The organism is Streptomyces nodosus (genome assembly GCF_008704995.1).
Lineage (GTDB): Bacteria > Actinomycetota > Actinomycetes > Streptomycetales > Streptomycetaceae > Streptomyces > Streptomyces nodosus.
This window is the reverse complement of record NZ_CP023747.1, coordinates 7,143,234-7,165,960: the sequence shown is the minus strand read 5'-3', so window position 1 is coordinate 7,165,960 and position 22,727 is coordinate 7,143,234. Positions and strand designations below refer to the sequence as shown.

Genomic DNA, 22,727 nt, shown 5'->3' with positions numbered 1-22,727 from the left:
CCGGCATCCGGCATCCGGCATCCGGGTGCACACTCCGCCACTCGGCTCAGGTCGGCCGGGCGTGAGTGCCCCGACCGTTCCTACGGTGTTCGGTATGACCAACGGATTCTCGCTCCGCGCCGTCGTCCTGTGCTGCGCGCTCGGCATGGCCTGGGCGCTGGCCCTGCCTCCGCACCCGGCCACCGCCACGGGCACCGCCGTCTCCGCTGTGCCCGGGCCCACGGCCTCGCCGCTGTCGCTGCTGAACGCCTCCGGGACACAGGTGCGGGGGCACCCGGGATCCCCCGCGGTCCCGGAGGTGTCGGCACTGTCCTGGGTGGTCGCCGACGCCGACACCGGAGAGGTGCTGGCCGCGCATGACGCGCACCGTCCGCTGCCGCCCGCGAGCACCCTGAAGACGCTGTTCGCGCTGACGGTGCTGCCGACCCTGCCCGGGGACACCCGGCACACCGTCACCCGGGAGGACCTGGCAGGCCTCGGCGAGGGCAGCAGCCTGGTCGGGGTGCGCGAGGGGCTCACCTACCGGGTGAGCGACCTGTGGAGGGGGGTCTTCCTGAACTCCGGCAACGACGCGGTGCATGTACTGGCCGCGCTCGACGGCGGGGTGGCCGGCACGGTGCGCAAGATGCAGGCCAAGGCCCATGCGCTGGGCGCCCGGGACACCCATGTCGTCTCACCCGACGGGTACGACGCGCCGGGGCAGGTGTCCTCGGCGTACGACCTCGCGGTGTTCGGGCGGGTCGGGCTGCAGAACCCGGACTTCGCACGCTACTGCGGCACCGCCTCCTCGGACTTCCCGGGCGACAGCGGGACCTACCGCATCGCGAACACCAACCGCCTGCTGACCGGCGCCAACGGGGTCACGGTCTACCCCGGGCTGATCGGTGTGAAGAACGGCTACACCACCAAGGCGGGGAACACCCTGGTGGCCGCCGCCCGGCACGGGCAGCGCACCCTCGTGGTGACGGTGATGAACCCTCAGAAGGGCGGCGGTCTGGCCGTCTACGAGGAGGCCCGCTCGCTCCTCGACTGGGGGTTCGCCGCCTCCGGACGCGTCACCCCGGTCGGCTCGCTGCTTCCCGAACGGCCGTCCGTCCGCTCCGGCGCCACCACGGTGCCGGCGTCCAACGGCGCGCACGGCACCGGGTCCCACTGGCCGGAGGGGGCGGCGCTCGCGGGCGCGGTCGGGGTGGGCGTGGGGGCGGCGGTCGCGCTGGTCCTGCGGCTCAGGAACGCGCGGATCCGCGGCTGACCGGCCGGCAGCCCCAGCAGCAGCCCCAGGGTGATCCAGACATAGACGTTGCTGCCGAGGAAGCCGTCGATCCCGGACGCGTCGTCGAACCACAGCCAGACCACACTGCTGCACAGCAGTGCGTACAGGACGCCCGCGGTCCGCAGCCGGCGGGCGCGGACCAGTACGGCGAACGACGGCAGCAGCCACACCAGATGGTGCACCCAGGTGATCGGGCTGATCAGACACGCGACCAGGCCGGTGAGGGCGAAGGCGGCCCGCCAGTCACCGGCCCGCAGCGCGCGACGGGTGCGCCACACCCACACCGCCAGCACCAGGAGGACCGCCAGCGCCCACGCGGCCCGGCTCGGTTCCTCCGGTGCGGCGAGCCGGGCGAGGACGCCCTGCAGCGACTGGTTGGACACATAGTCGAGGCGGCCGACGCGTGAGGTGTCCCAGAGGGCGTGCGTCCAGTAGAACCGGGAGGCGTCCGGGGCCGCCCACGCCGCGAGCAGGGTGGCGGATCCGGCGACGGCGGTCGCGAGGGCGGCGGCCCGCCATCTGCGGGCGAGCAGCAGCAGTCCGATGAAGACCACCGGGGTGAGCTTGACGGCCGCCGCGAGTCCGATGCCGGCCCCGGCCCAGCGCGTCCGTCCGGTGGACAGCAGCCAGGCGTCGGCGAGGACGAGCGCCAGCAGCAGAAGGTTGACCTGCCCGAAGCTGACGGTGTCCCGGACTGGTTCGAGGAGGGCCAGCGCACAGCCCGCCAGGGCCCAGCCGAACCAGCCGTGACGGCGCAGTTCCGGGCCGAGCAGGATCCACAGGACGACGGCGGCCGCGGCGAGGTCCAGCAGCAGGGCGCCCACCACGGCGGTGTGCAGCCCGACGAACGCCATCGGCAGCATGCTCAGGGCGGCGAACGGCGGATAGGTGAAGCCGTAGGCGGTGCCCGGCACCCGGTAGTCGTAGACATGGCCGCCGTGGTGGACCCAGGCGTCCACGGTCCCGTGGTAGACGCGCAGGTCGAACCAGCCGCGCAGCAGCGGCACCGTCGCGGTGAACACGGTGACGGCGAGGGCGAGTCCGAGGACGAGGAGGAACCGTCCGCGCTCGGTGCGCGGCGCCCTCATGCGGCCCGTCCCAGCGCCGGTTCTTGGGCGGCTTGGTGCGCCTGCCACAGCACCACCACGCCGAGGACGCCTCCGGAGACGGCCAGGACCAGCTGGGCGAGGTCGGGCGGGCCGCCGCTCGGCAGTACGCCCAGGGCGAGCACGGCGGTGGCGGCGGCCACCCGGTGGCGCACGGAGGCGCTGGGGGCCGCGGCGGCGATGAGGAACAGCCCCCACAGGGCGTACCAGGGGCGGATCGCGGGACCCAGGACGGCGATGGCGGCCAGACTCAGTCCCAGCGCATAGACCGGTCCCGGCCGCAGCTTCAACCAGATGAACAGCAGGGCCGCCGCGGTCGCGAGCAGTCCGGCCGTGTGCCAGACGGGGGTGGCGAGGGGTGCGAGGTCGCTGCCGAGCCCTTGGAGGAGCCGGCCGGTGACGCGGCCGAGGAGGCTGGTGGGTGACCAGTTGTGCGGGGAGACGGGTGTCTTCAGGGCCGCGATCCAGCCGTAGCCGGTGCCCGCGGCGGCGGTGGCCAGGACCGTGGTGGCGAGCGCGACCGCCGTGGTCATGACCGTCGCCCGCACCAGGCCGGCGTGCCGGCGCAGTGCGATCACGGCCAGCAGGCCCAGTGCGGCCGGGGCCTTGACCAGCGCGGCGAGGGTGACGAGGACGACGCCGAGGAGCCACAGCCGGCCCTGGGAGGCGAGCAGTCCGACGCCGAGCAGCCCCAGCATGATGGCGTCGTTGTGGGCGCCCGCCACCAGATGCAGCAGCACCAGCGGGTTGAGGGCGCCCAGCCACAGCGCGGCGGCCGGGTCGGCGCCGCACCGCCGGGCGAGCCCCGGCAGTGCCACCGCCATCAGGGCCACCCCGAGGAGGGCGACCAGCCGCATGCCGAGCAGTCCGGCGGGCAGTTCGCCGTGGGTCAGACCGACGAGCGCGCCGGCTATGACGAGGAAGACCGGGCCGTAGGGGGCCGCGGTGTCCCGCCACACCGGGGCGACCTCGCCGGCCAGGGGACCGCCGAGCCGCGCGGGCCCATGGGCGTACACGTCGATGTGGGCGTCCACCATGGCGCCCTGGGCGAGGTAGCTGTAGACGTCCCGGCTGAACAGGGGCGGCGCGAGCAGCAGGGGTGCCGCCCAGACCACGAGGACCATCAGCAGGGCGCGCGTGGTCGGCGGCTCCGGGCCCCGTATCACCTTGCCGAGCAGCGCCCATGCGGCGATCAGCAGCACGACACCGAAGTACACCCCCACCAGGCCGAGGGCGGCGCGCCCGGACTCGGGGGAGAGGAGATCCGCGACCGGCAGGGCCCCGGCGGTCTCACCGCCCAACGCGAGGAAGGCGGTACCGGCCAGGCCGAGTGCCTGGCAGCGGCGGAGATCGACGGGGAATGCCAAGGCCAACACTCGGCCAGCCTGTCAACGCCGGGTGGCCGGAAGGCGACGCCCGTCCCTCGCCGGGACAACCTGCGCATGACCGCCGTGTGATCGGCGGCCATGGGGTCCCGGAACATGGCGTACGGCGCCATGGGGCCTCAGAACACGGACAGCCCCGTGAGGGTGGTGAAGCGGTCGAGTGCCGCGACCCCCGCCACCGAGTTGCCGCGCTCGTCGAGGCCGGGGCTCCATACGCACAGGGTGCAGCGGCCGGGGACGACCGCGATGATGCCGCCGCCGACGCCGCTCTTGCCGGGCAGCCCCACCCGGTGCGCGAAGTCGCCCGCCGCGTCATAGGTGCCGCAGGTCAGCATCACCGCGTTGACCTGCTTGGCCTGGCTGCGGGTGAGCAGCCGGGTGCCGTCGGCGCGGATGCCGTGCCGGGCCAGGAAGCCGGTGGCGAGGGCCAGGTCCGCGCAGGACGCCTCGATGGAGCACTGCCGGAAGTACTGGTCGAGCAGCACCGGCACCGGGTTGCCGATGTTGCCGTAGGAGGCCATGAAGTGGCCGAGTGCGGCGTTGCGGTCTCCGTGGGCGGCCTCGGAGTCGGCGACCTCCTTGCTGAAAGAGAGCTGCGGGTTGCCGCTCTCGGCGCACAGGAAGTCCAGCAGGGTGCCGGCCGCGTCCCCGGTACGGGTGTGCAGCCGGTCGGTGACGACGAGGGCGCCCGCGTTGATGAAGGGGTTGCGCGGGATGCCGTGCTCGTACTCCAGCTGGACCAGGGAGTTGAAGGGGTTGCCCGAGGGCTCCCGGCCCACGTGCTCCCACAGTTCGTCGCCCTCGCGGGCCAGGTCGAGGGCGAGGGTGAAGACCTTGGTGACGGACTGGGTGGAGAACGGCTGCCGCCACTCCCCCACCCCGTAGACCGTGCCGTCCGGTTCGGCGACCGCCATGCCGAAGCGGCCCGGGTCGACGGCGGCGAGTGCGGGGATGTAGTCGGCGGGACGGCCGCGTCCGGGCCGTCGCTCCAGCTCTTCGGCGATGCGTTCCAGCACGGGCTGGAAGGTCCGGGACGGCAGGGGCGCGGTCATGCCGCCCATGGTGCCGTCCTCCGGGGACAGACTGCTCACCTGGGTAGTGCCTCGGGGATCGTGCGACGGACGACGCGTCGCGGTGGTCGTGTTGCGCGCGCCCCGGGGCGGCGGCCTGAGGCCGCCGCCCCGGGGCGCGTCGTTCCGGCTCGCGGCCGGGTCAGATCCGCGGGGATCCGTTGCCCGCGAGCACCTCGGGCCGCAGCAGGGCCTGAAGCCGCTCGGCCGGCAGCAGGCCCTTCTCCAGGACGAGTTCGGCGACCCCGCGGCCCTCGGCGAGGGCCTCCTTGGCGATCTCGGTGGCGGCCTCGTAGCCGATGTACGGGTTGAGGGCGGTGACCAGTCCGATGGAGTTCTCCACGGCGGCCCTCAGCTGGTCCTCGTTGGCGGTGATCCCGGCGACGCAGCGCTCGGCGAGCGTGCGGCAGGCCCGCTCCAGATGGGTGATGCTCTCGGACAGGGAGTGCAGGATGACCGGCTCGAAGGCGTTCAGCTGGAGCTGGCCGGCCTCGGCGGCCATGGTGATGGTGACGTCGTTGCCGATCACCTCGAAGGCGACCTGGTTGACGACCTCGGGGATCACGGGGTTGACCTTGCCCGGCATGATGCTGGAACCGGCCTGCACCGGCGGCAGGTTGATCTCGCCCAGGCCCGCGCGCGGTCCGGAGGACAGCAGCCGCAGGTCGTTGCAGCTCTTGGAGAGCTTGACGGCGATCCGCTTGAGCACCCCGGACATCTGTACGAAGGCCCCGCAGTCCTGGGTGGCCTCCACCAGGTTGGCGGCCGTGACCAGCGGAAGGCCGGTGATGTCGGCGAGGTGGCGGCGGGCCGACTCGGCGTATCCGGCGGGGGCGTTGAGGCCGGTGCCGATCGCGGTGGCGCCGAGGTTGATCTCATGGATCAGTTCGACGGCCTCCGCGAGCCGGCTGCGGTCCTCCTCCAGCATGACCGCGAACGCCGAGAACTCCTGTCCCAGCGTCATCGGCACCGCGTCCTGGAGCTGGGTGCGGCCCATCTTCAGCACATCGCGGAACTCCACGGCCTTGGCGGCGAAGGCGTCCTGGAGCACGGCCATCGCCTGGAGCAGACCGCGCACCGCGAAGACCGTGGCGATCTTGACGGCGGTGGGGTAGACGTCGTTGGTGGACTGGCCGAGGTTGACGTCCTCGTTGGGGTGCAGGTGCTGGTACTCGCCCTTGGCGTGACCGAGCAGTTCCAGCGCCCGGTTGGCGACGACCTCGTTGGCGTTCATATTGGTCGAGGTGCCGGCGCCGCCCTGGATGACATCCACGACGAACTGCTCGTGCAACTTGCCGTCGCGTATCTCCCGGCAGGCCTCGACGATCGCGGCGGCCTTCTCCGGCTCCAGCAGCCCGAGCTCCTGGTTGGCGAGCGCGGCGGCCTCCTTGACCGCGGCCAGGGCCTCGATCAGGTGCGGGTACGTGGAGATGGGCGTCCCGGTGATGGGGAAGTTCTCCCTGGCGCGCAGGGAGTGGATGCCCCAGTACGCGTCGGCGGGTACGTCGCGGTGGCCGAGCAGGTCGTGTTCGCTGCGGTGGGCTGCGGAGCTCATGGCTGTGCTGGTCCTCTTCTGAGGGGGATCGGGTCGGGCGTGGGGGTGGGGTGGGGGGATCGCGGGCGGCTCGGGCGGAGCCGGGGCCTCACGGCGGATCGAGGGCGCGGACCGGCCGGACGGCACCGACCGGCTCCCCGCCGCCGAGCAGCGGTTCGCCCGCGAACTCGGTGAGCAGGGCCGGGTCGACACCGGCGCGGGCCAGGGCCGCCGCGGCGACCGGTGTCCGCGCCCGGTTCGCCCCGTCGGCGATCTTCATGGCGACGGCCCGGCCGTCCGGCAGCGCGGCGGCCTGGACGCCCTCGAAGCCGTCCTTGGACAGCAGTCCGGGCACCGCGCGCATCAGCGCGGCGACATCACGCCCGGTACCGGAGGCCATCTCCGCATGTTCTCGCATCGCGTCCGCCACCCGAGCCTCGGGGGTGCCGTCCGGTGCCGTGGTGATCCGGGCCACGGCGCGGGCGAGCCCGTGCAGCGAGAGGGAGAACAGGGGCGCACCGCAGCCGTCGACGGTCACCGCGGCGACCGGCTGTCCGGTGAGGTCCTCGACGGTCGCGGCGACGGCGCGCTGCAGCGGGTGGGCCGGATCGAGGTAGTCGGCCGTCGGCCAGCCGTTGAGCACACAGGTGTAGAGCATGGCGGCGTGCTTGCCGGAGCAGTTCTGGGCGAGCCGGGACGGCGGGCGTCCCTCGCGCACCCAGATGTCGCGCACGATCGGGTCGTAGGGCAGGTCGGGGATGTTGCGCAGCTCGTCCTCGGTGAGCCCGGCGCGTTCTAGGATGCGCCGGGTGCCGGTGAGATGCCGCTCCTCGCCCGAGTGGCTGGCCGCGGCCAGCGACAGCAGTTCTCCGTCCAGCGGCAGCCCGGCCCGCAGCATCGCCACCGCCTGGACCGGCTTGAGCGCCGAGCGCGGGTAGAAGGCGGCCTCGATGTCGCCGAGCTGGAACTCCACGGTTCCGTCGGCGCCGAGGACGACGACGGAACCGTGGTGGATGCCCTCGACGACCCCGCCGCGGACGAGATGGGCCACCGGGGCGTGCAGGGGCTCCCGGATCACGGGAGCCCCTGCCGCAGGGCTTCCGTGCGGAGCCGCCAGGTTCATTCAGTCACCTTGGTGGCGGACGCCTTGCGGGCGACCTGGCCCCGTACCGCGAACCAGCCGGCCACCAGGGCCGCGACGATCAGCGGCAGGCAGAGCACGGTGGTGCGGCCGGCGCCGCCGTCGGCGTACATCAGGGCGAACACCGCGACCAGGAAGCCGAGGGTGACGATCTCGGTCCAGGGGGACCAGGGCAGACGGTAGCCGGGGCGGGTCAGCTCGCCCTGCTGGGTCTTCCGCCAGAACAGCAGATGACAGAGCATGATCATGCCCCAGGTGGACAGGATGCCGATCGCCGCGAAGTTCAGCACGATCTCGAACGCGTCCGCCGGGACCACGAAGTTGAGGCCGACACCGAGAACGCAGATGCCGCTGGTGAGCAGGATGCCGCCGTAAGGGACCTGGGTACGGCTCATCACTCCGGTGAACTTCGGCGCGGAGCCGGACATCGCCATGGAGCGCAGGATGCGGCCGGTGGAGTACAGGCCCGAGTTGAGCGAGGACATGGCCGCGGTGAGGACGACGAGGTTCATCACGCCGCCGGCCGCCGGGACGCCTATGCGGGACAGGACCGTGACGAAGGGGCTCTCACCGGCGGTGTACTTGTTCCAGGGCAGCAGCATCGACAGCAGGACGACGGAGCCGACGTAGAAGAGGCCGACGCGCCACATGATCGAGTTGATCGCCTTCGGCATGATCTTCTCGGGGTTCTCGGTCTCGCCCGCGGCGACGCCGACCAGTTCGACGGAGGCGTAGGCGAAGACGACGCCCTGGATGATCAGCAGCATCGGTAGCAGACCGCTGGGGAAGATGCCGCCGTGATCCGTGATCAGGGAGGGGCCGGGGGTGCTGCCGCCCACCGGGTGCTGGGTGACCAGCAGGAAGATGCCGATCACCATGAAGACCACCAGGGCGCCGACCTTGATGATGGCGAACCAGAACTCCAGTTCGCCGAAGATCTTCACCGAGATGAGGTTCACGGTGAGGACCACGACCAGGGCGATGAGCGCGATCACCCACTGCGGGATGTCGGAGAACATTCCCCAGTAGTGGGTGTAGGTGGCCACCGCGGTGATGTCCGCCACACCGGTGGTCGCCCAGTTCAGGAAGTACATCCAGCCCGCGGTGTAGGCGCCCTTCTCGCCGAGGAACTCCCGGGCGTAGGAGACGAAGGCGCCCGAGGAGGGCCGGTACAGCACCAGTTCGCCGAGGGCGCGTACGACGAGGAAGGCGAAGACGCCGCAGACCGCGTACGCGATGAAGAGGGAGGGGCCGGCGCTGGCGAGGCGGCCGCCGGCGCCGAGGAAGAGGCCGGTGCCGATGGCTCCGCCGATGGCGATCATATTGACGTGCCGGGCCTTGAGTGACTTGCTGTAGCCCGCGTCACCGGCATCGACATGGCGGGAGGACGTTCCTGTCCCGGCCTGACTGGACTCTTCCTGAAGGGATTGCTCGCTCACGCCTCGGTCGTGCCTTCCGTGGGGGGTTCCGTGCGCCGGGGGCGCACGATGTCGGTGAGGGTGGTCTCGACGCCGTCGAGGTGATGGGTCATCGCCTCGACCGCGTCCTGTTCGGAACCGTCGATCAGCGCCTCGACGATGGCCCGGTGCTCCCGGTCGGACCGCTCCCGTCGGCCTCCCACCTCGTTGAGGAAGGCGGACTGGCGGGCGAGTGCGTCCCGGATCTCCTCGATCACCCGGCGGAACACCGGGTTCTGGGCGGCTTCGGCCACACCGAGGTGGAAGAGACTGTCCATCGCCACCCACGCCGTGGTGTCCGTCTCACGCTCCATCCGGTCCAGGATGTGGGCCAGACGGTCGAGGTCCTCCGGGGTGCGGCGGCGCGCCGCGTACCGGGCGACCGGGATCTCGACGTGGCGCCGGACCTCCAGCAGATCGCTGGCCGCGTAGTCGCCGAAGGTGGGGTCCTCGACGGTACGGGCGACCACGAAGGTGCCCTTGCCGGACTTGGAGACGGTCAGTCCCATGGCTCCCAGGGCCCGCAGAGCCTCACGCAGCACGGGACGGCTGACGCCCAGACTACGACACAGCTCCGCCTCGGAGGGGAGCTTGTCGCCTATCGCATAGTCGCCACGCTCGATGGCGTCGCGAAGGTGGGTGAGCACCGCTTCCATGGCGCTGACGCGCCGCGGTCCGCCACCTGTCTGGCTGTCTGACAGGTTCACGTGGTGATCTTCCGGGTAACGGGACGAGGCTGTCAAGGGGTGCAGAAAATGAACGTCGAGGGGCCGTACGGCCCGGACTTCGGCCGCACGGCCCCTGGCTGACCTGCGGAGATCACCTCGGTACGGGCCCCGCGGGCATTCCCTCGGTCAGCTGAGCACCCCGGTGGAGAGCAGACCCAGGAGTGCCACACCCACCACGAGCCGGTAGATCACAAAGGCGTTGAAGGAGTGCTTGGCGACATACTTCAGCAGCCAGGCGATCGAGGCGTAGGCCACCACGAACGACACCACGGTGCCGACGGCCAGCGGTGCGGCTCCCACGCCCGCGCCCAGGGCGTCCTTCAGCTCGTAGATGCCGGCGCCGGTGAGGGCCGGGATGCCGAGGAAGAAGGACAGCCGGGTGGCGGCGACCCGGTCGAGGTCGAGGATGAGCGCGGTCGACATCGTGGCGCCGGAGCGGGAGAAGCCGGGGAAGAGCAGGGCGAGGATCTGTGAGCTGCCCACCAGCATCGCGTCCTTGAACGAGGTGTCGTCCTCGCCGCGCTTGTGACGGCCCATCTGGTCCGCGCACCACATCACCCCGCTGCCGACGATCAGCGAGCCGGCCACCACCCACAGCGAGGCGAGCGTTCCCTCGATGAGGGGCTTGGCCGCGAGGCCCACGACGACGATGGGGATCGTGGCGCAGATCACCCACCAGGCGAACTTGTAGTCGTGGTGGTACCGCTCCTCACGGTTCACCAGGCCCCGGAACCAGGCCGAGACGATGCGCACGATGTCCTTGAAGAAGTACAGGAGGACGGCCGCGATGGCGCCCACCTGGATGACGGCCGAGAAGCCGACGACGGACGTGTCGTCGACGGGGATCCCCATCAGACCCTCGGTGATCTTGAGATGGCCGGTCGAGGACACGGGGAGGAATTCGGTCACCCCCTCCACCACTCCGAGGACGACGGCCTGACCGACACTGATGACGCTCATGGGATCCAGTTCTGAGGAAGGTTGGTCGACAGCGCTGTAGACAGAAGTCTTGCAGGGAGGTTTCTACTATGCGCGGGTTAACAACCGCCGACTCAGCCCCACAGGGCCCGGGCGAATGCGGCTCCGGTGAAGGCCGCGCCCAGCCCCGCCGTCACACTGGCGATGACGTTGGCGGCGGCGAAGAACCCCGCCCCGTTCTCCGTCAGCCGCAGCGTCTCATAGGAGAACGTCGAATAGGTGGTCAGCGCACCGCACAGCCCCATACCCAGAAGAAGCTGCAGGTGGGGCGGGGCATGACCGGCCGCGGCCGCACCGGTGAGCAGCCCGAGGACGAGGGAGCCACTGACATTGACGACCAGGGTGCCCCAGGGGAAGACCGTGTCGTGCCTCAGCTGCACCGCACGGTCGGTGAGATAGCGCAGCGGCGCCCCGACCATGGCCCCGAGGATCACCAGCAGCCAATTCACAACGAGTTCTCACCTTTCCCGCGCGCTTGCGGATCGTCCCGCCCGATGTAGCGGATGACCTCGCAGTCGTCCAGGGTGACCAGCCCCTCGGCGACGAGTTCGTCGAGCTGCGGCAGAAAGGCACGGACGCGTTCCTCGGTGTCGACGATGACGACCGCCACCGGCAGGTCCTCGCTGAGGGACAGCAGCCGCGAGGTGTGGACGAGCGTAGAGGCGCCGAAGCCCTCGATCCCGTGGAAGACGCTCGCCCCGGCGAGACCGGCGCCGTGCGCGCGGTGCACGATCTCCGCGTAGAGGGGTTTGTGGTGCCAGCGGTCGTTCTCGCCGATGAGGACCGTCAGCCGTAGGGCCCTGCCGTTCAGTCGTGTCATGGCCGCCTCCGCGGAGCGCCGGTCGGGGTCTGGGTCATCGTTGTCTCCGGGCCAGGGCTTGCCGGGTGGCGGTCATCGCGAGCCACACCACGGCGAGGGCGCCCAGCACGGTCGCGAACAGATAGGCGAGCGCGGTGCGGGGGTGGCCCGTGTCCACCAGTCTCTGGATGTCGACGGCGTAGGTGGAGAAGGTGGTGAAGCCGCCGAGCACCCCGGTGCCGAAGAAGGGGCGCACCAGCCGGTGGGCCGCCCACACCTCGGTGATCACGACCATGAAGACGCCGATCACGGCGCAGCCGGCGAGGTTGACCACGAAGGTGGTCCAGGGGAAGCCGCCGGTCACGGTGGGCCACAGCAGCGAGGCGGCGTAACGGGCCGTGGCACCGAGGGCACCGCCGAGGGACACCACGGCCACCACGGGCCCCTGACCGTGCCAGGACGACGGCCGCCGGATGCGCCCGGGCATCAGGGAACGGGTCCGCTCGGCACTCTTGGGGTGCGGGACTCTCATGGGGTGTGCTTCTCCTACTCGCCGAACCGGGTCATGCCCGGACGGGCATGCTCGAACGCAAGTAGGGACCGTTGGCGGCGACGGTGCCGCGGTTGGGTGCGGCGGGCCCCACCGCCGCGCCGCGGAGATGATCGCGGCCGGGACAGCGTAACTCTGATCGCGGCCGCCGCGCACTCCGTCCCGGCCCTGCGCCCGGGGCGTCCCGTCCCCCGGGGCCGGCCCGGCGGCGGTGCGGCGGGGCTGCCCCTACCGGGCCAGCAGGGTGCGGACCCCGTCGGAGTTGAGGGTCAGTCCGTGCGGGGAGGCCGCGTCTATGGAGAGCGTCAGGTCGCCGGTGGGCCACTGGGAGGCGAGCGCGCCGAGCGGCACCAGGCGGTAGCGGGAGACGAAGGGCAGCAGGTCGGACATCTCCGTCTCGGAGGTGAACACCGGCACGGTCTGCTCGCCGTCGGGCTGCTCCAGGACGGGGAGGGCCACGGTGGTGGGGTTGGTGGCCTCCTCCTCGGTGACGTCGTCGGGGACGGGGACGAGCACCTCGCTCCCGGCCAGGGTGTCCAGCGCGTCCGAGTCCGCGGCGTCCACCGCGAGGGTGTCCAGTGCTGCCTGAGCGGCGGCCGGGCGGTTCTTGTCGGGCGTGTTCATGGCAGACCCCCAGAGAGATATGGGTGGGAGCCGCCCGGAACCGTCGGCTCCGAGCGCGCCCCCGACGCGTACCCCGCCGTCGCGGGGCCATGCGTACCGTCCCGGCGGAAATGCCGCCCCGCGCCGTCCCGCGCCGCTGTCAGGCCCCGGCGCGTGACCTGCGGCGCAGCATCAGATACGTGCCGGTCGCGCCGACGGCGACGACCGCGCCCGCCGCGATGCCCACCGTGACCGCGGGGAACGAGGCGGCGCCCGTGTCCTGGGCCGTGCTCTGCATCCCGGGACCCGGGGTGATGCCGGTGACGACCGGCTTCACCGGGCGGATCGGGCCGACCGACTTCACCGATCCGTCCGTGTTCAGCAGCACCTGCCGGTGGTTGGGGTGCCGGAAGTCGAACATGCCCGCGAGGGAGCCGGCGGTGGCGTCGAAGGAGTGGTCCCCGATCCGTCCGGTGCTCCAGTTGTCCTCGACGAACCGGATGATCGAGGACTGGTCCGTCTGTGTGTGGTCGATGTGATTGACCTTGCTGTACGGGGAGACCACGAGCAGTGGCTGGCGGGTGCCGGGTCCGCAGCGGTCCGGGTAGCCGCCGGACGCCGGCGGGCCCGCCTGGCAGGCGGGGCTGTCCATGGCCTTGCCGTTGGAGCCGGTCGAGGTGTCCTGGGAGCCGTTGCGCGGCTCGGCGTAGGCGTGGTCGTACCAGCCGTCGGAGTCGTCGTAGGCGATGACCACGGCCGTGGATCCCCACTGCGGCGACTGCTGGATCGCGTTGATCTGCCGGACCAGGAAGTGCTGCTCGTCGAGGGGGTCGGAGTAGCCGGCGTGGCCGTCCTGGTACTGGGGGGCCTTGACGAAGCTGACGGCCGGCAGTTTCCCCGCCCTGAGCGCCGCGTCGAAGTCGGTCAGGTCGTAGTTGTGGTTGGCCTGCCCGTCGTGGCCGATCTCGTCGACGTTCCCGGGCGGCAGATGGTGCGGGTTGGATGTGGACCTGTAGTACTGGAACGGCGAGTGGTGCGGGCTGTAGTCGACGACCTCGGCTCCGCCCACATTGGCGTGCGCGGTGTCGCACCGCGCGTAGTGGCCCGGCCGGCCGTCCCACGCACCGGACGGCCGGAAGCCGCCCTGGAACCAGCCCCAGCTGATCTTCTCGGAGTTGAGCACATCACCGATGTTGCGGCCCTGCATGGCGGCGACCGCGTCCTTGCTGGTGTGGTTCTTGCCCGAGCAGTCGTCGTAGGCCGGGTCGGGGTCGTTGACGAGGGTGCCGACGCCCCGGGCGTCGGGCGACTGGACGGTGTACGGGTCCGGGGTCGCGGTCCGAACGGGGTTCTCGGTGCCGGTGGCGGGATCCATGGAGACCACGCCATGGGTCTGACCGGAGATCAGATTGAGTGCGCCCGGGGTGGAGGGGCCGTAGACCGAGCTGAAGGAACGGTCGCTCAGGGAGTAGTGCTGGGCGTAGTTCCACAGTGCGGTGACCGTGTTGCCGTCGTAGTGGTCCATCACCAGCCCCGGCTCGCCGAACAGGGTGCCGGAGCACTTTCCGGAGTCGGTGTTCTGGACGAACCTGTCGTTGCGTCCACCGTTGTAGGCGTACTGCTCGGGGCCGTAGCCATGGTTCTGGTCGCAGGTCAGGGCCTGTGACGGGGCGAGCCGCTTGGGCGTGTACTGGTTGGGGTTCTTCGTCAGCAGGCCGGCGGTGCGCAGATTGTCGATGTCCTCGGGGGTCTTCCGGGACGCCGTGAATCTCGTGCCGTCGGTGTTCGCGGCCTCCGGATAGGTCGCGAAGTAGTGGTCGAAGGAGATGTTCTCCCCGAAGAGGACCACCAGATGCTCGATCGGCGTGGCCGTCGTGGTGCGGGGACGGCCGGCGTCCGCGGCGGCGCCCCGGACCGGTGCGCCCGCGGCGAGCGCCACCAGCGCCACCGCGCCCGCCAGCGCACCGAGGCTCCTGGTCGTCGTTGCTCGTCTTCCCCTGCTGATCATGCGGTTCACCTTCCGGACACAAACGTCTTCCCCCTACGGTCAGCATGCTCCGCCGGGCGCAGGGCACTTCGCCTCGAGGGCGGTGACCGGCCGGTGAACACCGGGTCAAGGAGGCCCTACCAAGCCTTGACCGTCCGTCGGCCCGGCGGGATCGGGGCTGCCGGATCAGTCGCCCAGCAGCGTCCGTCCGTACCAGTCCTCGCGGTCCCGTACGCCCGGCAGTGCGAAGAAGTAGCCGCCGCCGAACGGCTTGACATAGTCGGTGAGGGGCTCACCGGCGAGCCGGCGCTGCACGGTCTCGAACTGACGGACGAGGTCCTGCTGGTAGCAGCAGAACAGCAGGCCCATGTCGAGATTGCCGTTGCTGTCCAGGCCCGCGTCGTAGTTGTAGGCGCGGCGCAGGATCCGTCGGCCGGCGGTGTCCGGGGTGCGCGGGTCGGCCAGCCGTATGTGACTGTCCAGCGGGACGACATCGCCCTTGGGGTCGCGGGGGTAGTCGGGGATGTCGTGCTCGGCGTCGCCGTCGAGGGGCGCCCCGGACTCCCGGGACCGGCCGATCATCCGCTCCTGCTCGGTGAGGGCGACCCGGTCCCAGAACTCCACCAGCATCCGGATCAGTCGTACGACCTGATAGCTGCCGCCCACGGCCCAGTCCGGCTCGCCCGTGCCGTGTCCCACCCACACCAGGCGGTTCATCTCGCGGGCGTCGGCGGGGTCCGGGTTGGCCGTGCCGTCCTTGAAGCCCAGCAGATTGCGCGGGGTGCCCGAGGGGCGGGGCGGGGAGGTGAATCCGTCGAGACGCCAGCGGATCTGGAGGGCGCCGCGGGTGTGCCGGGCGAGGTCGCGCAGGGCGTGCAGCACGGTGTCGACGTCGTCGGCGTGCAGTTGGACGCTGAGGTCGCCGTGGCACCACTCAGGCTTGAGGTCGTCGTCGGGGAAGGCGGGCATGGCCGTCAGCCTCCGCGGGCGGCGGGCGGCCAGGCCGAAACGGTTGTCGAAGAGCGAGGCTCCGACGCCGACGGTCACCACCACCTCGCCGGGCGGCAGCCGGCCGCCCAGGATGCCGGAGTCGGCGGGCGGCCCGGTGACCCCCACGGGAGAGGGAGTCCCGCCCGAGGTCAGAAAGCGGGCGCGGGCGGTGAGGGTGCGCAGCAGATCGCCGAGTTCACCGCGATCGGCGGCGGTCACGTCGCAGGCGGCGAACGCGGTGACCCGGCGCGGGACGGCGAGCACCGACCGCTGGTGGACCCCGTGGAACGGCGTGGTCGGCGGGACGTCCGTGCCGTCCGCGGTGGTCGGGGCGGCCGCGCCGCCGCCTGCGGCGAGCCCGGCGCCCGCCAGGGCCGCCCCGCGCAGAAAGCCGCGCCGCCCGACCCCGCCGCCCGGGGATGTGCTCATGCCGTCCTCCGCGGGTCGCAGAGCGTCGCCACCGGGGCGAGCCGTTCGACGAGGTCGCCGAGGACGGCGTCGAGCTGTCGGCGGCGGGTGCGGTCCAGTCGGTCGAGGGGGATCCAGCGGCCCTGGACGCGGAGGCCGTCCAGGGTGCGCTGCGCCCGGTCCAGCTGCCGGTCGAGGGCGGGCAGCCCCGGGTAGCGGGTGACGAGCAGGGGCCGCAGCCGGGACAGGACGGCGCGGGTGCCGTCGAGGGCCGCGCGGGCGGTGGCCAGGTTGCTGCCGCTGCCGTAGTCGGTCCGCCCGGTCAGCTCGAACTGCACGGTGTCCTCCAGGATCTCGTGCGCCCTGAGGCCCAGCTGTGCCGGGTCCATCCGGGTCCCCGCCCAGTCGGCCCGCAGCGCCCGTACCTCCTCGAGGAGCGCGGCGGCCGGGGCGCGCAGGCTGCCGGCGGACCGGCCGTGCCACAGTCCGTACTCGATGCGGTGGAAGCCGGCGAAGGAGGGGTCGTGGACGCCGCCCGGCAGCCCCGCGTCCGTTCCGTCGATCCGCCCGCCCGCGTCACCGAAGGCGCCGTAGGCCGCGCCGAGCCGCTGATAGGCGAGATGCGCGGGGAGCCAGGCGGTGCGGGCCCCGTCGAGGTCCCCTCGGTCGATCGCGTCCTCGAGGCGTCCGGTCAGCCGTACGACCTCGTCCAGGCCCGTGCCGACCCACTTCTGGTAGTCGATCGCGAGCGGGATCAGATCGTGCGCGGTGACCGCGGCGGCCGCGGGCCCGGACTTCCCCGTGGTGATGCGGACCGTGGGCCCGGTGACCGCGCCGGTGTCGTCCGGCAGGCACATGAAGGCGTACGCCCCCTTGCCGAGGCGGACGGTCAACGGCCGTGCGGTGCCGGGGGCGAGGCCCTCCAGCTCTCCGTACACGGCCCGGTCGCGGGGGTCCACCAGGTACACCTCGGCGGGGCGGCCGGAGGTGTTGCGCAGATCGAACACCTGAAGGCCCGCGACCGGCCGGTCCCAGCCGCGGCCGCAGCCGCTCGGCGAGACCTCGACGGTGGTGTGCGGCAGCCCGTCGGCCGCGGCCCGCACGCGCCGGGCCTCGCCGAGCGTGGTGACCAGCAGCGCGGCCACCAGCAGCAGGACGACCCCCACGAGGCCGCCCGCGGTCCGGGCTCGGACCCGCCGCGAGGCGAGAGCGGGCACCGGCATACCTCCGCGCCTCCCCGGACGACGTACGAGCGTGCTGACCCGCCCGATGGCGGGCAGGGTCGTCTCATGCTAGGCGGCGTGACGGACCCGCACGGGGCTCCGCCGGAACGGACACCGGGAATTCCCCCGTGGTTCACCGGACGCTTGCCGTCCGAGGGCCGCGACGCGCGCGATCGGGTCCGTTCGGGCCGTCTCACCGTGCCGGGTGCCCGAGCGCTTCGTAGGCTGGTGTCCTCGGGGCACGTCATGGAGGTTCCTGATGCCCCGGAGCATCTGGTCGGGAGCGATCAGTTTCGGTCTGGTCACCATTCCGGTCGCCGTGGTGCCCGCGACCGAGGACCACAGTGTCCGCTTCCACCAGTACCACCTGGAGGACATGGGCCGGGTCCGGGTCCGCAAGTACTGCGAGAAGGAGGACCGCGAGGTCCCGTCCGAGGAGATCGGCAAGGGCTATGAGGTCTCCCGCGACCAGGTGGTCCCGGTCCTCGACGAGGAACTGCGGGAGCTGCCGCTGCCGACGGCGAAGACCATCGAGATCGTCGCGTTCGTGCCGGCCGAGTCCATCGATCCCCTCCGCATCGGCGAGGGCTACTACCTCCAGGCCTCCGGCGCGGTCGCCGCGAAGCCGTACGCCCTGCTCCGCCAGGCGCTGGAGCGGACGTCGAAGGCCGCGGTGGCGAAGTTCGCCTGGCACGGCCGGGAGCGGCTCGGGCTGCTGCGGGTGCGCGAGGAGGCGCTGGTGCTGCACGCGATGCGCTGGCCGGACGAGATCCGGGACCCGGGCGGCCTCGCTCCGCCCGAGGTGCGGCTCTCCGACGACGAGATCACCGAGGCCGAGCATCTGATCGACCGTATGACCCGCGACGACCTCGGGGGCCCGGACTTCGCCGATCACTACACCGAGGCGCTCGCCCAGGTCATCGAGGCCAAGCGGGAGGGGCAGGCACCGCCCGAGGTCCCGGAGCCGGAGGCCGGGCCGGGCAAGGTGCTGGACCTGATGGCCGCGCTCCAGGAGTCGGTGGCCCGGGCCAAGGCCTCGCGCGGCGAGGACACCGAGGCCGAGGTGCACGAACTGCCGCGGAAGAAGGCCGCCGCCCGGACGACGGCACGGAAGGCGGCGGACACCTCCGCCGCATCCGGCGAGAAGGCCGCGGCGAAGAAGGCCGCGAAGAAAGCCTCGAGGAGGTCCACGGCCAAGAAGACCACCCGCCGCCCGCGTACCGCCTAGGCGGGGCCGGGCCGGTCCCATGCGTCCACGGCGCCCGCCCGAGCAGGAGTTCGGGCTCGGCCACTCGCTCATCCGGGGGCACACCATGGCGTTCTCTCCGCTGTCCACGCGGTACTCCCCGCATCTGCTGTCCGCCACCGAGCTGGCGCGGGAGAACGAGCGGCTTCAGGAGGAGAACGCGCAGCTCCGCCGGGCCATGACCTCCCATGCCACCATCGACCAGGCGATGGGCGCCGTGGTCGTGCTGGGGCAGCTCGCGCCGGAGGAGGCCTGGCGGGTGCTGCGTGCCGTCTCCCAGCACACCAACACCAAGCTGCGGGTGGTCGCCGAACACATCCTGAAGTTCGCCCGGGGCGGCTCCCTGCCGGGGCCCGAACGGGAGGAACTCCGCCAGGAACTCGAGCGCTTCGGGGTCCGCTCGGGCAAGGACCCCTCGCTCCGCGCGCCCTGAGGGGAACCTCGACCGGGATCCGCGTCGGCGGCAGGTCGTGAGGTCGGGGGCCACGGGACGGGGCGGCCGTCGCGTCGGGGTCAGGCCGTCGCGTCGGGGTCCGGCCGTCGTGTCGGGGTCCGGCCGGTACCCGGTCCGGGACCTTCGGCCCAGGTTCCGGCGGAGAGGCGCCCTCTAGCGTTCACGGCCATGGAGAACGACAAGAGCCGGCGGTCCCGCGGGCCGCACGACCCGGGACGCCGGCCGCTCGCGCACCGTGGACCGCTCCCCCGCCCCATGACCCGCCTGTGTCGGTTCCGGGTGCCGCGCACGTCCGGGTGCGCCGCATGATCGACCGGTCCTCCGTCGCACTCCGCGTCGTCCGGCGTCCTGCTTCGACGCGCGGGGACCGCCGGGCCGGCTGGGTGATGGTGCTCACCGGGGTCATCGGCTGGCTGGCCGCCTTCCAGCTGACCGTCGACGACTGGCGCGTCCTGAAGGACCCGGCCTACCAGCCGCCCTGCAACATCAGCCCGGTGGTGAGCTGTGGCAGCGTCATGTCCAGCCCGCAGGGCAGCCTGTTCGGCTTTCCCAACATGCTGCTCGGGCTCGGCGCCTTCGCCGCGGTGGCCGCCCTCGGCGTCGCCGTGCTGGCCGGCTCCCGGCTGCACCGGCTGCTCTGGCTCGGGCTGAACGCAGGGGCGGTGGCGGGCGCGGTGCTGGTCCACTGGCTGATCTGGCAGTCGCTGTACGAGCTCGACAAGCTGTGCCCCTACTGCATGGTCGTCTGGGTGATCACCATCGCCCTGGTCTGGTACGTCACCCTGCACAATCTGGAACGCGGCGTGATCCCGGTGCCCGCGCGCGGACGGCGGGCCCTGGACATCGTGCTGGACACCCACTGGATCCTGCTCGGCGCCTGGTACGCGCTCATCGCGCTGCTGGTCCTGACCCGGTTCTGGTCGTACTGGAGCGGCCTGCTCTGAACGCCTGGACCCGACGGGCAGGCCCTGCTTCACGGCCGGCCCGGCCCAGTGGGGTTCGTCCCCCTCGGTGACGGGCCGTCAGGCCTTCCCCACGGGCGCGTGCCACGCCAGGATGGTGCCCCCGTCGGCCGGGCCGGTCAGCTCCATGTCGCCGCCCAGTTGCCGGGCGCGTTCCGCCATGTTGCGCAGACCGCTGCGGCGGCCCCCCGCGGGAATGCCCACCCCGTTGTCGGACACCGTCAGCCGTACCTCGGTCCCGTCGGTCTCCAGCACCACATCGACCCGGGAGGCGTGTGCGTGCCGGGCGACATTGGTCAGCGCCTCGGAGAGCACCGCCATCACCTGGTCGGCCGTCTCCCGGGACACATCGGTGTCCAGCAGTCCCTCCATGCGCAGGCTCGGCGCGAAGCCGACCAGCGGGGCCGCCTCACCGACCGCGCGGACCGCCCGCGCCCGCAGTCCGGGGCCGGCCGCGCCGTCCTGCGCCCGCAGCCCGAAGATGGTGGACCTGATGATCTTGATGGTCTCGTCCAGGTCGTCCACCGCCCGCAGCACCCGGCCCGAGGCCTCCGCGTGGTCGATGAACCGCCCCGCGCTCTGCAGGGTCATACCGGTCGCGAACAGCCGCTGGATCGCCAGATCGTGCAGGTCCCTGGCGATACGGTCGCGGTCCTCGAGCACCGCGATCTGCTCGGCGTCCTTGCGTCGTTCGGCCAGCTCCATGGCGACCGCGGCCTGCGCGGCGAAGCCCTGCAACGGCTCGGTCTCCTCCTCGGAGAACGTGGGCCGGCCCGTCGCGCGGACCAGCAGCACGACACCGCGCACACCGTCTCCGGTACCGATGGGGACGGCCACGGCGGGTCCGAGCCCGACGAACCTCGGGGGGCCCGACGAGACCCGTTCGTCGCTGGAGATGTCCGCGCTGGTGACCGGGGCGGCGCCGGCGAAGGCCCGCCCGGTCAGGCTGTCGTCCACAGGCAGCACCAGACCCTGGTGGGTCTCCGCCTCCTGCCCGATCGCCAGTTCGACCGTGAGTGCGTCGGTGTCCGCCATCGGCACCGCGACCACGGCCAGGGCGGCCCCGGTGATCTCCCGGGCCCGTTCGGCGATCAGCCCGAGGACCTCGCCCCGCTCGCTGCCGGACATCAGACGCCGGGTGATCTCCGCGATCGCCCGCAGCCACCGCTCGCGCAGCCTCGACTCCTCGTACAGTCGGGCGTTGTCGATCGCCACACCGGCGGCCACCGCCAGCGTCGACAGGACCGACTCGTCCTCCTCGTCGAACTGCGCCCCGCCCCGCTTCTCGGTCAGATACAGATTGCCGAAGACCTGGTCGCGGACCCGGATGGGAACACCGAGGAAGGTGTTCATCGGGGGATGGTGGGCCGGGAAGCCGTAGGAGCCGGGGTGCTCGGAGAGCTTGGTCAGCCGCAGTGGTTCGGGGTGCCGGATCAGCTCGCCCAGGATGCCGTGGCCCTCCGGGTAGGCGCCGATCCGGGCGATCTGCTCCTCGTCCACCCCGACCGTCAGAAAGTCCGACAGCCGTCTGCCGTCCGGTCCGATCACGCCGAGGGCCGCGTACCGGGCGTCGACCAAGGCCGCCGCGGCCTCCACGATGCTGCGCAGCGCCTGTTCCAGGTCCAGTTCCCGGCCGACCGAGAGGACCGCCTCCAGCAGGCTGTGCACCCGGTCCCGGGTGCCGCGGGCGGCGTCCAGGCGGGCGTGCAGCTCCTCCAGCAGCTCGTCCAGCCGCAGTTGCGGCAGCCGCACGCGGGCCTCGCGAGCGTCCTCGGAGCTCTCCACCGGTGGTCCTTCCCGTCCCTGTCCGACATCTCGAAAGCGGCCGTCCAGGCCAGGGGCCACGGTATCCGGCCCGGTCCGCGCACCGACACGGAGGACCGGATTCACCGCCCGGGGGGAGAGAAGCCGGCCCGGCGGACGGGGCCCGGCCCCTGGTGGCCCATCGGAGCGGGGCGGAACGGCCCCGTTCCGGGGCCGGGTCGGTCCCTGCACCGCGCGCGGCCGTGCCGGGAAGCTGGGACGACGGGAGGAGGCGAGCCGGTCCGTGCAGGTGCCGCCGTGGCCCGTGAGCCCGGTGCGACGAAGGAGGAGAGGCCCCCGTGAAGACCCAGAGCATCGGCGAGGTGATGACCAGTGAGGTCGTCCGGGCACACCGGGACACGGCGTTCAAGGAGATCGTGCGGTTGCTCGACCGCCACCGGATCAGCGGGCTGCCGGTCGTGGACCGCGACGACAAGGTGCTCGGGGTGATCTCCGGGGCGGATCTGGTGCGCGGGCAGATGGCCCGGGGCGAGCAGGGCCGGGGCCACCGGTTCCGCCTTCCGGCCCTGCGACGCGCCGCCGGGGCCCCGGCGGAGGAGGCCCGGGGCACGACGGCGGAGGGGTTGATGACGACGCCCGCCCTCACGGTGCATCCGGAGCAACGCGTCCAGGACGCGGCACGGCTGATGGAGCGCCATCGGGTGGAGCGGCTCCCCGTGGTCGACGAGGAGGACCGTCTCATCGGCATCGTCACCCGCCGTGACCTGCTGCGGGTCTTCCTCCGTACGGACGAGGAGATCCGCGGTCAGGTGGTCGACGACGTTCTGGTGGCCTCGCTCGGCCTGTCCCCGGACGCCGTGGCCGTCTCGGTCCGCGACGGGATGGTCACGCTGGAGGGGCTTCTGGAGCGGCGCAGCGAGATCCCGCTGGTGGTCCGGTCGGCCTGGCGGGTGGACGGGGTCATCGGTGTCGTCAACAGCCTGGCCTTCCGGGTCGACGACGGCCCACCCCCCGCGAGGCTCCCCTCGCGGGGGGTCTCCTCGAACCGGCTGCCGGAACGCTGACCGTG

At 72.1% G+C, this 22,727-nt stretch carries 20 protein-coding genes and 1 pseudogene; 5 read left to right on the top strand and 16 right to left on the bottom strand.

What is annotated here, in order from left to right:
- Positions 1–94 precede the first annotated feature (94 nt).
- Positions 95–919: pseudogene (locus CP978_RS31895) on the top strand (D-alanyl-D-alanine carboxypeptidase family protein); the annotation flags it as partial.
- A gap of 83 nt (positions 920–1,002) precedes the next feature.
- Here CP978_RS31895 and CP978_RS35960 read toward each other — a convergent pair.
- The 15 genes from CP978_RS35960 to CP978_RS31825 all read right to left on the bottom strand — a co-directional run bounded on the left by CP978_RS35960 (position 1,003) and on the right by CP978_RS31825 (position 17,232).
- A complete protein-coding gene (locus CP978_RS35960) occupies positions 1,003–2,361 on the bottom strand; it encodes a glycosyltransferase family 87 protein (RefSeq protein WP_043446731.1) in 1,359 nt (452 codons plus the stop codon).
- Entirely contained in the window at positions 2,358–3,746 is a 1,389-nt protein-coding gene (gene mptB / locus CP978_RS35090; protein WP_043446729.1) for a polyprenol phosphomannose-dependent alpha 1,6 mannosyltransferase MptB, read from the bottom strand. Before mptB ends, CP978_RS35960 begins: the two co-directional genes overlap by 4 nt.
- 137 nt (positions 3,747–3,883) lie before the next feature.
- Positions 3,884–4,825 carry a glutaminase gene (locus tag CP978_RS31885; RefSeq protein ID WP_043446726.1) on the bottom strand — a complete coding sequence of 314 codons (942 nt, stop codon included), beginning with the start codon at positions 4,823–4,825 and terminating at the stop codon, positions 3,884–3,886.
- Positions 4,826–4,976: 151 nt separating this feature from the next.
- Entirely contained in the window at positions 4,977–6,389 is a 1,413-nt protein-coding gene (gene aspA / locus CP978_RS31880; protein ID WP_043446724.1) for an aspartate ammonia-lyase, read from the bottom strand.
- An 88-nt stretch (positions 6,390–6,477) separates the two neighbouring features.
- Complete coding sequence (locus CP978_RS31875) at positions 6,478–7,491, bottom strand: asparaginase (RefSeq protein WP_043446721.1); 1,014 nt, start codon at positions 7,489–7,491, stop codon at positions 6,478–6,480.
- Complete coding sequence (locus tag CP978_RS31870) at positions 7,488–8,948, bottom strand: amino acid permease (protein WP_043446718.1); 1,461 nt, start codon at positions 8,946–8,948, stop codon at positions 7,488–7,490. The genes CP978_RS31875 and CP978_RS31870 overlap by 4 nt, the downstream gene beginning before the upstream one ends.
- Positions 8,945–9,622, bottom strand: a complete 678-nt coding sequence (locus CP978_RS31865; protein WP_043446715.1) for a FadR/GntR family transcriptional regulator — start codon at positions 9,620–9,622, stop codon at positions 8,945–8,947. Before CP978_RS31865 ends, CP978_RS31870 begins: the two co-directional genes overlap by 4 nt.
- Before the next feature lie 198 nt (positions 9,623–9,820).
- Positions 9,821–10,654 carry an undecaprenyl-diphosphate phosphatase gene (locus tag CP978_RS31860; RefSeq protein ID WP_043446712.1) on the bottom strand — a complete coding sequence of 278 codons (834 nt, stop codon included), beginning with the start codon at positions 10,652–10,654 and terminating at the stop codon, positions 9,821–9,823.
- A gap of 92 nt (positions 10,655–10,746) precedes the next feature.
- Positions 10,747–11,121, bottom strand: a complete 375-nt coding sequence (crcB, locus tag CP978_RS31855; RefSeq protein WP_043446710.1) for a fluoride efflux transporter CrcB — start codon at positions 11,119–11,121, stop codon at positions 10,747–10,749.
- A complete protein-coding gene (locus CP978_RS31850) occupies positions 11,118–11,492 on the bottom strand; it encodes a DUF190 domain-containing protein (RefSeq protein WP_043446707.1) in 375 nt (124 codons plus the stop codon). The genes crcB (CP978_RS31855) and CP978_RS31850 overlap by 4 nt, the downstream gene beginning before the upstream one ends.
- A 34-nt stretch (positions 11,493–11,526) precedes the next feature.
- Positions 11,527–12,003, bottom strand: a complete 477-nt coding sequence (gene crcB, locus CP978_RS31845) for a fluoride efflux transporter CrcB (RefSeq protein WP_079162421.1) — start codon at positions 12,001–12,003, stop codon at positions 11,527–11,529.
- A 246-nt stretch (positions 12,004–12,249) separates the two neighbouring features.
- On the bottom strand, positions 12,250–12,645 hold the full coding sequence (locus CP978_RS31840; RefSeq protein ID WP_043446704.1) for an SseB family protein: 396 nt from the start codon (positions 12,643–12,645) through the stop codon (positions 12,250–12,252).
- 139 nt (positions 12,646–12,784) lie between these two features.
- Positions 12,785–14,632 (bottom strand): phospholipase C, encoded by a 1,848-nt coding sequence (locus tag CP978_RS31835; protein ID WP_043446701.1) that lies wholly within the window; start codon positions 14,630–14,632, stop codon positions 12,785–12,787.
- Between the two features lie 165 nt (positions 14,633–14,797).
- Positions 14,798–16,030, bottom strand: a complete 1,233-nt coding sequence (gene efeB / locus CP978_RS31830) for an iron uptake transporter deferrochelatase/peroxidase subunit (RefSeq protein WP_150478346.1) — start codon at positions 16,028–16,030, stop codon at positions 14,798–14,800.
- Entirely contained in the window at positions 16,027–17,232 is a 1,206-nt protein-coding gene (locus CP978_RS31825; protein WP_043446698.1) for an EfeM/EfeO family lipoprotein, read from the bottom strand. The genes efeB and CP978_RS31825 overlap by 4 nt, the downstream gene beginning before the upstream one ends.
- A gap of 259 nt (positions 17,233–17,491) precedes the next feature.
- On the opposite strand from CP978_RS31825, the gene ku reads away from it, so the two are divergent.
- From ku to CP978_RS31810, 3 genes are all read left to right on the top strand, one after another.
- A complete protein-coding gene (gene ku / locus CP978_RS31820) occupies positions 17,492–18,460 on the top strand; it encodes a non-homologous end joining protein Ku (protein ID WP_043446696.1) in 969 nt (322 codons plus the stop codon).
- A 19-nt stretch (positions 18,461–18,479) separates the two neighbouring features.
- On the top strand, positions 18,480–18,911 hold the full coding sequence (locus CP978_RS31815; RefSeq protein ID WP_311775057.1) for an ANTAR domain-containing protein: 432 nt from the start codon (positions 18,480–18,482) through the stop codon (positions 18,909–18,911).
- 326 nt (positions 18,912–19,237) lie between these two features.
- A complete protein-coding gene (locus CP978_RS31810; RefSeq protein WP_227745557.1) occupies positions 19,238–19,876 on the top strand; it encodes a vitamin K epoxide reductase family protein in 639 nt (212 codons plus the stop codon).
- A 78-nt stretch (positions 19,877–19,954) separates the two neighbouring features.
- On the opposite strand, the gene CP978_RS31805 is transcribed toward CP978_RS31810, so the two are convergent.
- Entirely contained in the window at positions 19,955–21,679 is a 1,725-nt protein-coding gene (locus tag CP978_RS31805; RefSeq protein ID WP_043446694.1) for a GAF domain-containing sensor histidine kinase, read from the bottom strand.
- A gap of 317 nt (positions 21,680–21,996) precedes the next feature.
- Between CP978_RS31805 and CP978_RS31800 the strand changes: the two genes are divergently transcribed.
- Positions 21,997–22,722, top strand: a complete 726-nt coding sequence (locus CP978_RS31800) for a CBS domain-containing protein (RefSeq protein WP_043446691.1) — start codon at positions 21,997–21,999, stop codon at positions 22,720–22,722.
- The last annotated feature ends 5 nt before the right edge of the window (positions 22,723–22,727 follow it).

What these genes read in the sequence shown, in the direction of transcription:
- efeB (WP_150478346.1), bottom strand. Translation starts at nt 16,030, where the DNA reads ATGAGCACATCCCCGGGCGGCGGGGTCGGGCGGCGCGGCTTTCTGCGC.
- ku (WP_043446696.1), top strand. Translation starts at nt 17,492, where the DNA reads ATGCCCCGGAGCATCTGGTCGGGAGCGATCAGTTTCGGTCTGGTCACC.
- CP978_RS31875 (WP_043446721.1), bottom strand. Translation starts at nt 7,491, where the DNA reads ATGAACCTGGCGGCTCCGCACGGAAGCCCTGCGGCAGGGGCTCCCGTG.
- CP978_RS31835 (WP_043446701.1), bottom strand. Translation starts at nt 14,632, where the DNA reads ATGATCAGCAGGGGAAGACGAGCAACGACGACCAGGAGCCTCGGTGCG.
- CP978_RS31865 (WP_043446715.1), bottom strand. Translation starts at nt 9,622, where the DNA reads ATGGAAGCGGTGCTCACCCACCTTCGCGACGCCATCGAGCGTGGCGAC.
- CP978_RS35960 (WP_043446731.1), bottom strand. Translation starts at nt 2,361, where the DNA reads ATGAGGGCGCCGCGCACCGAGCGCGGACGGTTCCTCCTCGTCCTCGGA.
- CP978_RS31860 (WP_043446712.1), bottom strand. Translation starts at nt 10,654, where the DNA reads ATGAGCGTCATCAGTGTCGGTCAGGCCGTCGTCCTCGGAGTGGTGGAG.
- crcB (WP_079162421.1), bottom strand. Translation starts at nt 12,003, where the DNA reads ATGAGAGTCCCGCACCCCAAGAGTGCCGAGCGGACCCGTTCCCTGATG.
- CP978_RS31815 (WP_311775057.1), top strand. Translation starts at nt 18,480, where the DNA reads ATGCGTCCACGGCGCCCGCCCGAGCAGGAGTTCGGGCTCGGCCACTCG.
- CP978_RS31850 (WP_043446707.1), bottom strand. Translation starts at nt 11,492, where the DNA reads ATGACACGACTGAACGGCAGGGCCCTACGGCTGACGGTCCTCATCGGC.
- CP978_RS31885 (WP_043446726.1), bottom strand. Translation starts at nt 4,825, where the DNA reads ATGGGCGGCATGACCGCGCCCCTGCCGTCCCGGACCTTCCAGCCCGTG.
- CP978_RS31810 (WP_227745557.1), top strand. Translation starts at nt 19,238, where the DNA reads ATGATCGACCGGTCCTCCGTCGCACTCCGCGTCGTCCGGCGTCCTGCT.
- aspA (WP_043446724.1), bottom strand. Translation starts at nt 6,389, where the DNA reads ATGAGCTCCGCAGCCCACCGCAGCGAACACGACCTGCTCGGCCACCGC.
- CP978_RS31840 (WP_043446704.1), bottom strand. Translation starts at nt 12,645, where the DNA reads ATGAACACGCCCGACAAGAACCGCCCGGCCGCCGCTCAGGCAGCACTG.
- CP978_RS31825 (WP_043446698.1), bottom strand. Translation starts at nt 17,232, where the DNA reads ATGCCGGTGCCCGCTCTCGCCTCGCGGCGGGTCCGAGCCCGGACCGCG.